This window comes from Nitrobacter winogradskyi Nb-255 (assembly GCF_000012725.1).
Lineage (GTDB): Bacteria > Pseudomonadota > Alphaproteobacteria > Rhizobiales > Xanthobacteraceae > Nitrobacter > Nitrobacter winogradskyi.
Map to the genome: position 1 here is coordinate 2884985 of NC_007406.1, position 13603 is coordinate 2898587.

Genomic DNA, 13603 nt, shown 5'->3' on the forward strand with positions numbered 1-13603 from the left:
TGCCTTCCCGCCTACAAATCGACCATACCATGGTTCCCGGCCGACATAACCGTCTGGAGTTCTCGTCCCGAAAAGGTCACGAATGACGATGCCTTATGAAACGATCCTCATCGTCGTTCTCGCGCTCCCCTTCGCCGGGAGCTGTGTTGCCGCGGTCCTTCCGAGCAACGCGCGCAACGCCGAAGCCTGGCTGGCCGGCGCGGTGTCGCTCGCCTGCGTGGTGCTTCTGGCCGTCAGCTACCCTCAGATCGACGACGGAGGGGTGATCCGGCGTACCGTCGAATGGATGCCCGAACTCGGCCTCGACTTCTACCTGAGGATGGACGGTTTCGCCTGGGTGCTCGCCGCACTGATCGTCACCATCGGGTTCCTGGTGGTGCTCTATGCCCGCTACTATATGTCTCCCCAGGATCCCGTACCGCGGTTCTTTTCCTTTCTGCTCGCCTTCATGGGAGCGATGCTCGGCATCGTGCTCTCCGGCAACCTGATCCAGCTGGTTTTCTTCTGGGAGCTGACCAGCCTCTTTTCCTTTCTGCTGATCGGCTACTGGCACCAGACGGCGCAGGCGCGGGACGGCGCGCGCATGGCTCTGATCGTGACCTCGGTCGGCGGATTCTGCATGTTCGCCGGCATACTGATCCTGGGAAATATCGTCGGCAGCTATGACCTCGATCAGGTTCTCGCGTCCGGGGACAAGATCCGCGCGCATTCGCTCTACACTCCGACGCTCGTCCTCATTCTTCTCGGAGCCCTTACGAAAAGCGCACAATTCCCGTTTCATTTCTGGCTCCCTCAGGCGATGGCGGCGCCGACGCCGGTTTCGGCCTATCTGCACTCCGCCACCATGGTGAAAGGCGGGGTCTTTCTTCTGGTGCGGCTGTGGCCAGCGCTGGGCGGAACGGACGAGTGGCTTTGGCTCGTGGGTTCGGCTGGACTGATCAGCTTCATGCTCGGGGCGTTCATCGCTCTCTTCCAGCAGGACATGAAGGGACTGCTCGCCTACTCGACCATCAGCCACCTCGGGCTCATCACCCTGCTTATCGGCCTCGACTCGCCGATCGCGCAGGTCGCCGCCATCTTTCACCTGATGAACCATGCGACGTTCAAGGCGTCGCTGTTCATGGCGGCAGGGATCATCGATCATGAAACCGGCACCCGCGACCTGCGCCGCCTGAGCGGCCTGCGCCGCTTCATGCCGATCACGGCGACGCTGGCGATGGTCGCCGCCGCCGCCATGGCGGGCGTCCCGTTGTTGAACGGCTTCCTGTCGAAGGAGATGTTCTTCGCCGAGACAATCGAGACCCACACCAACTCGCTCCTGGACGAGGCGCTGCCCTACATCGTCACAGCGGCCAGCATGTTCACGGTCGCTTACTCGCTGCGGTTCATCGCCGAAGTGTTTTTCGGTCCCCCGCCGAAAGAGTTGACACGCACACCGCATGAACCGCCGTTCCTGATGCGCTTTCCCGTCGGGCTCCTCGTTCTTGCCTGTCTCCTTGTCGGCATTGTCCCCAGCCTTACGATCGGCCCCCTGCTCCTCACCGCGCTCCATGCGGTCCTCGGCGACATCATTCCCATTTACAGCCTTGCGATCTGGCACGGCTTCACGCCCGAGTTCGTGATGAGTCTGGTCGCGATCACCGGCGGAATCGCCATCTATCTGATGCTCAGGTCGTATCTGCTGATCGCGGAAGGGCCGCCGCTTTTGCGGTATATCCAGGGTCAGCGCATTTTCGACCGCGTGCTCGTCGCCATCTCATGGCAACTCGCAAGACGGCTGGAGGAATTGCTGGGCACGCGCCGCCTGCAACCACAGTTGCGGCTGGTGTTCTGCGCGGCTTTGCTGGCCGGGATCGCGCCGATGTTCGCTCACGGCATAGATATCTGGGGAGCGCCGAGAACGTCTTTCGATGTCACATTCGCGCTGATCTGGGCGGTAGGAGGCACCTGCGCGCTGGCCGCGGCCTATCAGGGCAAATTCCACCGCTTCGCGGCCCTCATTTTCATGGGCGGCGCGGGTCTGGTGACGTGCGTCAGCTTCGTCTGGCTGGCCGCGCCTGATCTCGCCCTGACCCAACTGGCGGTCGAGACCGTCACGACCGTACTGCTCCTTCTCGGGCTGCGTTGGCTGCCGAAGCGCATCGAGAAATTTCCCGCGGCCGACGTACCGGAGCGCGATCTCTCCTCGCGCCGCTACCGCGACCTCGGCATCGCGATCGCATCCGGAGGCGGGCTCGCGGCGCTGGCCTACGCGGTGATGACGCGAGCGGCGCCCGACAGCATCGCGCGGTTCTTTGTCGAGAACGCCTACACGCTGGGCGGCGGGACCAACATTGTAAATGTCATCCTCGTCGACTTTCGTGCGTTCGACACTTTCGGCGAGATCACTGTGCTCGGCATCGTCGCGCTGACCGTCTATGCCTTGCTGCGGCGATTCCGGCCCGCCGCCGAAAGCATTCCGGTCCCCGAGCAGCAGTCCAGTCAGGATCTTTACGATGAGGCTCAACCCAGTCGCGAGAAGGGCGACACGCTCAGGAGCGCGATGGCCGTCCCCCGGCTCATGATGGCATTGCTTTTCCCGGTGATCTGCACGACAGCGGCTTTTCTCCTGCTGCGGGGCCATGACCTGCCCGGTGGCGGATTCGTCGCCGGCATCACGATGGCCGTCGCGTTCATCCTCCAGTACATCGCTCGCGGAACCACCTGGACGGAGGACCATCTGCGCATTCTGCCCGTGCACTGGATGGGCGCGGGCTTGCTCATGACCGCCGGCGTCGGCGTGGGCGCGTGGTGGTTCGAGCGGCCTTTCCTGAGTTCGTCATTCTCATATCACGAGATCCCCTGGATCGGCCCGGTGCCGGTGGCCAGCGCGCTTCTCTTTGATCTCGGGGTCTTCGCATTGGTCGTCGGCGCCACCGTCCTGATGCTGATCGCGATCGCGCACCAGACCGTGCGCAGTCATCGGACGCCTTCCAGCCGCGCATCCAGCGCCGCGGCCGCATCCGCAACGGCCGAGGTGCGATAGTGGAGATCGTACTCGCTATCGGCATCGGCGTGCTCGCGGGTTCGGGGGTGTGGCTGCTGCTTCGACCGCGCACGTTTCAGGTGATCATCGGCCTGTCATTGCTGTCTTATGCGATCAATCTTTTCATCGTCGCGATGGGGCGGCTCAAGATCGACGCCGCCCCGATTCTGGGGTCGCACGCGGCTGCGGACATAACCGGCCTTCCGGATCCGTTGCCACAGGCGCTCGTCCTGACGGCCATCGTCATCAGCTTCGCGACCACTGCGCTGTTTCTGGTCGTTCTGATCGCATCCCGCGGCCTGACGGGGACCGACCACGTCGACGGACGGGAGCCGTAATCGTGAATAATCTGATGATCGCGCCGGTCGTGCTGCCGCTGTTTGCAGGCGCGATCATGTTGGCTCTCGGAGGAGAGCAGCGACGCAACATCAGCGCCGCGCTCAATATCATCACGTCTTTCGCGCTGGTGGCGATCTCCATCATCCTGCTGCGCGCGGCCGATGTCGCCCCGACGGGCGTCGCCGGCGTCTATCGCCTGGGCGACTGGCCCGCGCCCTTCGCAATCGTGCTCGTGGTGGACCGGCTGGCGACGCTCATGCTGCTGCTGACCAGCCTGCTCGCCGCCGCAGCGGCCGTATTCTCCCTGGCGCGCTGGCACCGCGCGGGAGTGCTATTCCATCCCCTGTTTCAGTTCATGCTGATGGGAATCAACGGCGCCTTCCTCACCGGCGATCTCTTCAACCTGTTTGTTTTCATCGAGGTCCTGCTCGCGGCTTCCTATGGCCTGGCGCTGCATGGCTCGGGATCGGCACGGGTCAAGGCCGGGTTACACTACATCGCCGTCAACCTGGTGGCGTCGCTGCTGTTTCTGATCGGCGTCAGCCTGATCTACGGCGTGACCGGCACGCTCAACATGGCGGATCTGGCCACCCGCATTCCGGCGATCGGCGCGCAGGACCGCGCGCTGCTGGAGGCGGGAGCCGGCATCCTGGGCATCGCGTTTCTCGTCAAGGCCGGGATGTGGCCGTTGTGCTTCTGGCTTCCCGGCACCTATGCGGCCGCGCCACCGCCGGTGGCGGCAATTTTCGCGGTGCTGACGAAGGTCGGCGCCTACATCATCATCCGGCTGTCGCTGCTGCTGTTCGGTGACGGCACGGGCGCATCGGCTCAATTCGGGGACCAGTTGCTGCTAATGGGCGGCATGGCGACGGTGGCGTTCGGCGCGATCGGAAGCCTCGCGTCGCAGGACATGGCGCGGCTCGCTTCCTTTTCAGTACTGGTGTCGTCAGGCACGATACTCGCCACGATCGGCCTGGGACAGGTCGGCGTGACCGGAGCCGCCCTCTTCTACCTGATCAGTTCGACGCTCGGCCTGGGCGCGTTCTTTCTCCTGATCGAACTTGTCGAGCGCGACCGCGAACCGGGCGCCGACGTGCTTGCGGTGACCCGTGAACTCTACGGCGACGAGGATGACTCGGAGAATTCGCAGGAAACCGGAATCGCGATCCCGGCGACGATCGGCATCCTCGGCGTGGCTTTCATCAGTTGCGCCCTCGTCATCTCGGGCATGCCGCCGCTTTCCGGATTTGTCGCCAAATTCGCGATCCTGACGACCGCTCTCGGCTCTCCGGCGAACGAACTCCCGCTCGCGATATGGATCTTTCTTTTCCTGTTGATCGTTTCAGGATTGGCGGCGCTGATCGCCATGACGCGCGCCGGCATCCGGTCGTTCTGGGCTTCGCCCGACCGCACCATCCCCCGCGTCCGCCTGATCGAGATGGCGCCCGTTGCGGTCCTCCTGCTACTTTGCGCAATTCAGACGGTCGAGGCGGGTCCGATTATGCGATTCATGCAGGCGACGGCGCAATCGCTGCACGCGCCTCACCACTATGTCCGGGGAGTTCTGGATTCCCCGGCCAAGCCCAGTGACTCACGGGGGCCGACATGACGCGCCTCGTGCCGTTTCCCCTGGTCAGTCTCAGTCTTCTCGGGTTCTGGCTGCTGCTCAATGAAACACTTTCGCCGGGCCACATTCTTCTGGGCGGCGTGGTGGCCCTTATCGGCGGATGGGGGCTCGCGGCATTGCAGCCGCCGAAGGCGCGGCCACGGCGGCTGGGCGCGATCTTCCGCCTGGCGTTTCTCGTTTTCGTGGACATCGTGCGATCCAACGTCGCCGTCGCCCGCATCATTTTCGGACCCGAACGAAGGGAACGGACCGTGGGCTTCGTGGAGATCCCGCTTGAACTCCGTAACCCCTATGGGCTGGCGGCGCTGGCCTGCATCATCACGTCGACGCCGGGCACCCTGTGGGTGGACTTCAACGAAGCGAGCGGCATTCTGACCATCCATGTGCTTGATCTGGTCGACAAGGCCGAATGGGTGGACATCATAAAGGGACGTTACGAGCGGCGGCTGATGGAGATTTTCACATGAGCATGATGCTTGCCTGGTCGATCACCACGGCACAGATCCTGCTGGGCTGCGCGATGGCGTGCGCCGCCTTCCGCATCCTCCGTGGGCCACGGGCGCAGGATCGCGTCGTCGGATTCGACAGCCTGTATGTGAACGCGATGCTGCTAGTTCTCACCCTGGGCATCCGCACCGGAACGACGCTTTACTTCGAGGCGGCCCTGATCATTGCGCTGCTCGGCTTCGTCAGCACGGTGGCCCTCGCCAAATTCCTGCTTCGCGGGGAGGTCATCGAGTGAATGCGGCAGATGAACTTTCCGCGCTGCCCGCCGTCCTGACGGCGGTTTTCCTGGTCGGCGGAGCGGCGATCACCCTGATCGGCTCGTTAGGCCTGCTCACGCTCCGGAGCTTTTACGAACGGGTCCACGCGCCCACTTTGGGAACCACCCTGGGAACGGCCTGCATCGCCATCGCGTCGATGATCTACTTCTCAGCGCTCGGAACGCGTCCGGTGCTGCATGAACTGCTCATCATTGTTCTTATCATCACGACGACCCCGATCGGCCTGATGATTCTGGTCAATGCCGCCCTCGTTCGGGATAAATCCGAAAGCGACGGGGCACCCCAGCGAAAGGCAAAAGACGAGCAGCCCTGATGTCCTATAGCGTTCTCGAAAGAAGCATGTCCTCGGGCTTGACCCGAGAATGGATCACCTGTTCGCGCGATGTCGCAGCCATTCCACCGCGGCCCGCCGTTGGAATCAACCTGCACGGACGGCATAGAACGACGCCACCACCCCCGCCTGGCTGGCGCCATGCGGAATGGTGCGCACGACCGAACCGACGATCGCAGGCACTTCCAGCTGATCTGTACTATTCGGCCACACCGGCACCAGCCAGCCGATGTAATCGTAGATCCATGGCTCGCCTCCGACGGTGCCCTTGCCCTGGAAGCGCACCTGCATGGGCGAACCGTAACCAAAACTGCCGCGCAGATCGAGCGACCACCCGGATCCGCCGATGGTCCCTGAAAGCTCGGTTTCGGACCGCTCCACGATGGTCAGCGTCCCCGCGCCGAAGAGCAGGTCATTGGCGGGCTTGTTGAGGTTGGGATCGTTGAGGAAGCTGCGATAGCTCCAGTTTCCGACAAAGGGATTGCTCATCATCGTTCTCCGAATCTTCCGCGTGGATTGGCTCCTTCACTTGTGCCCCTTGTGACCCCCCACCCGCGCGTGTTCTCCCGACCGCGCCGCGTCGCCCTGCGCGGGGCTGTCCACCTGGTCGGGAAGCACGACGGCGACGTTCTGCATCATGCCTTGATCTTCATGATCGAGGATATGGCAATGCAGAACGTATTCGCCGATGTAGCGCTGGTAGCGGGTGCGGAGCTTGATCGTATAGATGCCGCCGGGAGCCGACGATGGAGGGATCAGGCTCTTGATCCACAGCGTGTCCTTCCAGACTCCCTTGAGTCCGGGATATTGCGGATCGGGGGGCGTGCCGCCGGCGTCGTCGATCGCGCCCGCGGCGCTGACGTCCTTGCCGTTGGGATCAAGGATCGAGACGATCTGAAACGGGTTGACGTGAATATGGAAAGGATGGCTGACGAAATGCGACTGCAGCACCCATTCCTGCGCCTTGCCGAGCGGCAATGAGCGGTCGATGCGAGCCGGATCGTAGGGCTTCACGTCAGCCGTGTTCAGCGTGTTGCCGACTTCGAACTTCACGTCGGAGCCGGACGTGTCGATGAAGAAGGTCAGTTCCTGCGTCCCATTACCCCTCACCTCTTCGTCGGCGATGTCGGGATGCGGCGTGAAGCTGGAGAGTTTCGTACCATTCTTGAGGTCCGCGATCACCGTCTGCTTGACATCATCCGGCATGTTGGCTTCGGCCAGCGCCAGCAGCTTGCCGGTGATGTGGGATTGAATGTCCTTGACCGGCGTTCCCGCGGCCACGTCCACCACCGCCAGCAGCCGCGGACCGACATCCAGTCCGTTGACCACGCCTGATTTCGGCGCCGATGCGTCGATCACGCAGTATCGTCCGGCGTCAGGGAACGCGACAAGCGCATCGAACCGATAGCCTGGCTGGAAAGTCGCGAGTTCGGTCATCTGTCCCGCACCCATCGTCAGACCGTCCGCCGCGACCAGCATGTAGGGGACCGGCGTGGCGCCGCATGTATCCTTGATGAAATCGGCGGCAGCGCCTGCCTTCAAAAGGGTTTTCGTACCCGGCTTCAGCTTGCCGTCACGCACCTTGAAAAACTGCAGACTGATGGTGTCGCGCACGCCGGCATGGATCATGCGCCAGCGCTCGATCTCGCCCTGCTTCGCCTTGAGCGGATTGTCGGGATTGAAGACCAGCCCGTTGAGCGAGGTATAGCGGCCTGAGGCAGGCCAGGTCCCCGGACCGAACTGATCGTAGCCCTCGATGCCGCCGACATCGCCCGGATCACAGATGTACCGGCCGTCGGCGTCCTGCTTGATCGGGCCGAGTTCGCCCGGCTTGGGCGCGGGCCCGCGGCAGGCATACTGGATCTGCTGCATCACCAGCACCCGCTCCGGAATGGCCGACCTCGGGATCAGCGTATCGAGATCACCATGCGCGGTTGGCGACGGCGGGCGATCACCGCGAATGATCAGGGCGCCCGCCATGCCGCTGGAGACCTGCAGCGCGGTCGAGCCATGACGGTGGGTGTGATACCAGAAGGTGCCGGACGGGTGATCCGAGGGGATATTGTATTCGTAGGTGAACCGCGTTTGCGGATTGATCGACAGCAAGACGTTGTCGCTGTTGCCGGTCGGGCTTACCCACAGTCCGTGGGTATGGAGATTGGTGCCGTTGAAGCAATGCGGAATATCAGGCATCTGCGCCCCCGGCATGCAGCCGGGATCACCGGGTTGCGGACCCGCGGGCAACGTGTTGTCGAGGGTGATGCGCACCGTATCGCCGGGAATTGCCTCAATCGTCGGCGAAACAAATGGATCGTTCGGGTTGACGCCTTTTCCGGTGTAACCCCGCAAACGAACCTTGTCGTATCCGTCCTTCGACGGATTATAGATCTGACTGTCGATATATTCGATCTTGAGATCGAGTTGGCGGTCACCGCGTACAGGCTCCGCGCTTCCGGGCGCTGGCGCGGCGGGAGCCAGTTTCTTGAACGCCGGCTTGGCGATCGGCGCCCGCTCGTCCTGCAGCACCGGAGGATTGTTGATCTCGGCCGCGGCGGGAATTGCCCCGGCAATTGCTACGCCCCCGACAAAGGCACCCGCCAGATACCCGGCGCGCGCCAAAGATCCGCCACGCGACATGCGACCCCCTCCAATTGCTCCGGCTTGAAAAAGCTCCCCGCCTTCCGCAAGTATAATGCGCCACATATATGGCCGTGTCGAGCATTTGATGAGGAAAACGATAGGATATACTACGTATATATAGTATAATAAGTTTATTTACTTATTTTCACTGACTTTCTTATTATTTGAAGGGTCTGAAGCCATCCCCTGCCGTTAAACCGCGGGTTTTGATTCAAATGGAGCACCTCCGCGGGCGTGACCCGAGTATGGGGAATATCGCGTCGCGTGCGGGGTCTCAGAACAAGAATCTCATGCTTCGCTTCACTCGATCAGAAGCGAACCTATTTTCAGGAGGCGTCGGTCGGGAACTTGCCGTCGAATTGCAACTCAACCTCCTCGTTGACTTGCTTGACGTAAAGACCCCGCCGCGAGGCATCAACGTCCCGATAATCCGAGGCGGGAATGTTCGTAATCAGACCCGAACGCAGCGCCCGTCGCCATGCCTCAAGCTCGGTCGGGGCAGCCGCACCGATGCATTGATTCTGATAGAATAAAGCGTATGCCATTGTTCCTTCTTCCTCTCATATGGGACTATCAACGTGGCGCAACCTTCAACGTGACGGAAGGCAAATTGTCCCCTCGCCACGCCGCCTGCTCATTCACTTTCAGATGAAGCGTTTGCGCTTTCAGATGAAAGGTCTACCCCCGGTCACCGCCACGGTGGTGCCGGACGTATAGCTCGAGAGCGGATCGGCCAGCATGACATAGGCGGTCGCCAGTTCGGCGGGCTGCCCGGGGCGCTTCATCGGAACCTGCTTGCCGAAGTCGGTCACGACCTCCTCGGGCATGGTGGAGGGAATCAACGGGGTCCAGACGGGGCCGGGAGCAACAGCATTCACGCGGATGGATTTTTCGGCGAGCATCTGCGCCAGCCCACCCGTAAAGTTCTGGATGGCGCCTTTCGTCGTGGCATAAGCGAGCAGGATCGGATTGGGCATATCGGAGTTGATGGACGTCGTGTTGATGATCGCGCTGCCTGGTTTGAGGTGGGGCACCGCCGCCTTGGTCAGATAGAACATCGCGTGAATGTTGACCTCGAAGGTCATTCGCCACTCATCGTCGCTGATGTCCCCGATCTCCCTGAACGTCGCCTGATGCGCCGCGTTGTTGACGACGATATCGAGACCTCCAAGCTCGTCCACGGCGCGTCGAACGATCGCCCGGCAATGGTCGGGGTCGCTGATATCGCCGGCCACGAGGGCGGCCTTGCGCCCCTCCTTCTCGATCAATGATCTCACCTCCTGGGCGTCCTCGCTCTCGTTCAGATAGGCGATGAGAATGTCCGCGCCCTCGCGCGCGAAAGCGATGGCGACGGCCCGGCCGATACCGCTATCGCCGCCCGTAATGATCGCTCTCAATCCCCGCAGCCTGCCCGAACCCCTGTAGCTGCTCTCGCCATGGTCCGGCCGTGGTTCCATCCTTGCCGTCGTGCCTGGCATGGGCTGCTTCTGGGTGGCAAACGGTGGCGCGGGATGGTCTGACGACATGAGCGGTCTCCTGTTTGCGCGGCGATCCCATCGCCAATGGCAGCCGGGCCTGACGAATTCCTCCTATGCGATCGCGTCGCAAGGCGTCAGCGAACGTGTACGAAGGAAGTGTACGAAGGGATGAACTGCTGAAACTTCCTCACTTGAAGGCTTGGTCTCTGCCAACACGCCAGAACACGGGCCGTTCCAATGTCAACGCGTTACCGGGCCGCAAACCGGGCCATTGGAAAGCTCGGGATAGCGTATCGTCCGGCAAGGATTTAAGCGAACGATGCAGAGAGGCTTCGGGTATGCCGAGCGCGAACTGCATAGAACCTTTCCCGGGAACCGTCGCGTCGAGCGGTCGTTGAGGACTCGCCGCCCTCGCTCATGGACCATCAGGACATTATCGTGACCTTTATGCCCCCGTCAGGTTGGGCGCTCTCCTTGTTCCGCCACGGGTGCTGAAATGGGAAAGCTTAAAGCCGCTCCGGGACCTCACAGCATCCACCTCTGCATCGACATGCAGCGGCTCTTCGACGAAGGGGGTCCCTGGCCCGCTCCATGGATGGCGCGGGTTCTGCCGACCGTCGAGCGGCTTGTCACGCACGCCCCCGAACGCACGGTCTTCACCCGGTTCATTCCGCCGCAGAAGCCTGAGAAAGCAACGGGCATGTGGCGCGCCTATTACGCGAAATGGCCGCGGGTTACCCGCAACGTGATGGACCTGTCGTTGCTGCGGCTGGTTCCTGAGCTTGAAACTTTCGCTCCCCCCGCGCATGTGATCGACAAGCCCGCTTACTCCGCCTTCACGGCCAGCGCGCTTCAATCTTACCTGGCCGAGATGGGCGTCGATACGCTGCTCATTACAGGATCTGAAACCGACGTCTGCGTTCTCGCGACCGTTCTGAGCGCCGTGGATCTCGGCTATCGCACCATCGTGGTGAAGGACGGCCTTTGCAGTTCCTCCGACGAGACGCATGACGCGTCGCTGCGGCTTTACGCCCAGCGCTTCAACGTCCAGGTGGAGTTGACCGACGCCGCGGAGCTGATCGATAGCTGGCGGCCGGATCCGTAGACCAAGACAAGGAACTTCGCCTCGAATCGGCGATTATTGGAAGACCTCATGCAAGGGAGCTTCCGATGAGCAAGCAGAAACGGCTTCAAGACCTTTTTCACGACACCCTGAAGGACATCTACTTCGCGGAGAAGAAAATCCTGAGTGCGCTGCCAAAAATGGCGAAGGCCGCGCAAAGTGACGAACTCCGAGCCGCCTTCGAAAAGCACGTTGATGAGACCGAAGGCCAGATCGAGCGGCTCGAACAGGTGTTCGAGGAAATCGAGGCGAGACCGCAGGGAAAAACCTGCGACGCCATCCTCGGTATTATCGAAGAGGGGAAGGAGATCATGTCCGAGTACAAGGGCTCGCCGGCGCTGGACGCAGGACTGCTCGCGGCGGCTCAAGCGGTTGAGCACTATGAAATATCGCGCTATGGCACGCTGATCGCGTGGGCCAACCAGCTCGGATTCAGCAACTCCGCCAAACTCCTCAAGCAGACTCTGGTGGAAGAGAAGAAGACCGATGAAGCCCTGGTAACGCTCGCTGAGAATATCGTCAACATCGAAGCGGAAGCGGCATAGAACTCCACGACAGCCAAGCTGTTCCAAAAGCCATTACCGAAAGGTGATGGCTTCTTCTTTTCCGGAACTCGCATCGAACATCGTGAGCGAAATCTTTCGCCTGAAGAAGCTCAAAGCGAAGAACATCCGGACCTATCTAGCCGGAAGCGGAAAGACACTCTCGCCCGAAAGATTCGAAACTGTCCGTCGTCAGATGAATTGAGACTGTTCCGGGGTCACGGGAACGGAGGTTCTGGCTCATCTGGGTTTGAGGTTAGGCGGCCTGCAGGTGATGCTGCAAGCGTCTTTGGTGGATGGTCTGGCGTTTGATCCTTTCGCGTTCGGTGAGGATGGTCTGCCCGCGGCCGAAGTAGACGTCAGCGGGCGTGAGATTATCGATGCTCTCGTGATAGCGGCCGTGATTGTAGTGCTCGACGAAGGCCGCGACCTGCCGTTCAAGGTCGCCGGGCAGATAGTAGTTTTCCAGCAGGATGCGGTTCTTCAGGGTCTGATGCCAGCGCTCGATCTTGCCCTGCGTCTGGGGATGATACGGCGCGCCGCGAACGTGTTTCATGCCCTTGCCGTCGAGCCAGGTAGCGAGTTCGGCCGAGATGTATGAGGCGCCGTTGTCGCTCAACAGCCTCGGCCGATGCGCGACCGTGATCTGGTCGAGCCCCGATGCCGCCAGAGCCAGATCGAGCGTGGCGGTGACGTCATCCGCCCGCATCGTGGCGCAGAGCTTCCAGGCGACGATGAAGCGGGAGAAGTCGTCGAGCACGGTCGAGAGATAATACCAGCCCCAACCCGTGATCTTCAGGTAGGTGAAGTCGGTTTGCCAGAGCTGGTTGGGCGCTGTCGTCTTGTCCTTGAACTCAGACGCCGCCTTGATGACGATATAGGCTGGGCTGGTGATGAGATCATGAGCCTTCAGCAGCCGATATACCGACGCCTCCGAGACAAAGTAGCGCTTCTCGTCGGTGAAGCGCACCGCCAGCTCGCGCGGGCTCAGCTCCGTTTCGCGCAGCGCCAGCTCGACGATCTCGGCCCGGATTGGGTCAGGAATCCGGTTCCAGACACGATCCGGCCGCGAGCGATGATCGGCCAGAGCCTCGATCCCACCGGTGAGATAGCGATCGTACCAGCGATAGAACGTGGCGCGCGGGATGCCGAGCTTGTCCAGGGTTCGCCGTGCCGGCAGATGCGAGGCCTCGACCAGGCGAATGATCTCGGCCTTTTCGGATGCAGGATACCTCATGTGTCGTCCTCCCCATCCGCGAGCATGCTTTTTTTCAGCAGGCGGTTTTCCAGGGTGAGATCGGCCACGGCCTCCTTCAGGGCCTGCGCCTCACGGCGCAGCTCTTTCACCTCGTCCGACGTCGCGGCGCGGGCCGTGTCACCAGCGAGACGGCGCTTGCCGGCGTCGAGGAACTCCTTCGACCAGCCGTAATACATCGACGAGGCGATCCCCTCGCGCCGACACAGCTCGGCGATGCTCTCCTCGCCGCGCACGCCTTCCAGCACGATGCGGATCTTCTCTTCAGCCGAGAACTGCCGGCGCGTTGCCCGGCGGATGTCCTTCACGACCTGCTCTGCCGGTGCTTTCTCCGGCCCGGATTTCTGTCTCATCTGCGCTCCAAATTGGCTGCGATGATCCAGAAATCCTCCCTTCCCGAAAACCCCTAAACTGTCTCAAGAGCCCTGACGGCGGACATTCGAAACCACCTCTGCATG

Annotated in this window: 13 protein-coding genes; 8 read left to right on the forward strand and 5 right to left on the reverse strand. The window is 61.8% G+C overall.

Features of this window, described 5'->3' with window-relative positions; genetic code table 11:
• The first annotated feature begins 82 nt into the window (after positions 1–82).
• Genes NWI_RS13785 through mnhG form a run of 6 tightly spaced genes read left to right on the forward strand, consistent with a single transcriptional unit; the run spans position 83 to position 6089 of the window.
• Positions 83–3025: a monovalent cation/H+ antiporter subunit A gene (locus tag NWI_RS13785; RefSeq protein ID WP_011315857.1), complete on the forward strand. Its 2943-nt coding sequence runs from the start codon at positions 83–85 to the stop codon at positions 3023–3025.
• Positions 3025–3363, forward strand: a complete 339-nt coding sequence (locus NWI_RS13790; protein WP_011315858.1) for a Na+/H+ antiporter subunit C — start codon at positions 3025–3027, stop codon at positions 3361–3363. The genes NWI_RS13785 and NWI_RS13790 overlap by 1 nt, the downstream gene beginning before the upstream one ends.
• 2 nt (positions 3364–3365) lie before the next feature.
• On the forward strand, positions 3366–4973 hold the full coding sequence (locus NWI_RS13795) for a monovalent cation/H+ antiporter subunit D (RefSeq protein WP_011315859.1): 1608 nt from the start codon (positions 3366–3368) through the stop codon (positions 4971–4973).
• Complete coding sequence (locus NWI_RS13800; RefSeq protein ID WP_011315860.1) at positions 4970–5458, forward strand: Na+/H+ antiporter subunit E; 489 nt, start codon at positions 4970–4972, stop codon at positions 5456–5458. The genes NWI_RS13795 and NWI_RS13800 overlap by 4 nt, the downstream gene beginning before the upstream one ends.
• Positions 5455–5733, forward strand: a complete 279-nt coding sequence (locus NWI_RS13805; RefSeq protein ID WP_011315861.1) for a K+/H+ antiporter subunit F — start codon at positions 5455–5457, stop codon at positions 5731–5733. The genes NWI_RS13800 and NWI_RS13805 overlap by 4 nt, the downstream gene beginning before the upstream one ends.
• Positions 5730–6089: a monovalent cation/H(+) antiporter subunit G gene (gene mnhG / locus NWI_RS13810; RefSeq protein WP_011315862.1), complete on the forward strand. Its 360-nt coding sequence runs from the start codon at positions 5730–5732 to the stop codon at positions 6087–6089. The genes NWI_RS13805 and mnhG overlap by 4 nt, the downstream gene beginning before the upstream one ends.
• 105 nt (positions 6090–6194) lie before the next feature.
• Here mnhG and NWI_RS13815 read toward each other — a convergent pair whose 3' ends face one another.
• The 4 genes from NWI_RS13815 to NWI_RS13830 form a co-directional block, all read right to left on the reverse strand.
• The gene (locus NWI_RS13815; RefSeq protein WP_011315863.1) at positions 6195–6599 is read right to left on the reverse strand and encodes a hypothetical protein; all 405 of its coding nucleotides are present in this window, start codon (positions 6597–6599) and stop codon (positions 6195–6197) included.
• Between the two features lie 33 nt (positions 6600–6632).
• The gene (locus tag NWI_RS13820; protein ID WP_011315864.1) at positions 6633–8744 is read right to left on the reverse strand and encodes a multicopper oxidase family protein; all 2112 of its coding nucleotides are present in this window, start codon (positions 8742–8744) and stop codon (positions 6633–6635) included.
• A gap of 329 nt (positions 8745–9073) precedes the next feature.
• A complete protein-coding gene (locus NWI_RS13825; RefSeq protein WP_041345129.1) occupies positions 9074–9292 on the reverse strand; it encodes a hypothetical protein in 219 nt (72 codons plus the stop codon).
• Between the two features lie 120 nt (positions 9293–9412).
• On the reverse strand, positions 9413–10273 hold the full coding sequence (locus NWI_RS13830) for an SDR family oxidoreductase (protein ID WP_011315865.1): 861 nt from the start codon (positions 10271–10273) through the stop codon (positions 9413–9415).
• Positions 10274–10721: 448 nt separating this feature from the next.
• On the opposite strand from NWI_RS13830, the gene NWI_RS13835 reads away from it, so the two are divergent.
• Together NWI_RS13835 and NWI_RS13840 are read left to right on the forward strand one after the other, a co-directional pair.
• Entirely contained in the window at positions 10722–11330 is a 609-nt protein-coding gene (locus NWI_RS13835) for a cysteine hydrolase family protein (protein WP_011315866.1), read from the forward strand.
• A gap of 65 nt (positions 11331–11395) precedes the next feature.
• Positions 11396–11893: a ferritin-like domain-containing protein gene (locus tag NWI_RS13840; protein WP_011315867.1), complete on the forward strand. Its 498-nt coding sequence runs from the start codon at positions 11396–11398 to the stop codon at positions 11891–11893.
• 253 nt (positions 11894–12146) lie between these two features.
• Here NWI_RS13840 and NWI_RS13845 read toward each other — a convergent pair.
• Positions 12147–13498, reverse strand: a protein-coding gene (locus NWI_RS13845; RefSeq protein WP_148203761.1) for an IS3 family transposase whose coding sequence is annotated in 2 segments (ribosomal slippage) — positions 12147–13162 and positions 13162–13498 — 1353 coding nt in all. Because the reading frame shifts where the segments join, the coding sequence is not laid out codon by codon here.
• Positions 13499–13603: the final 105 nt, after the last annotated feature.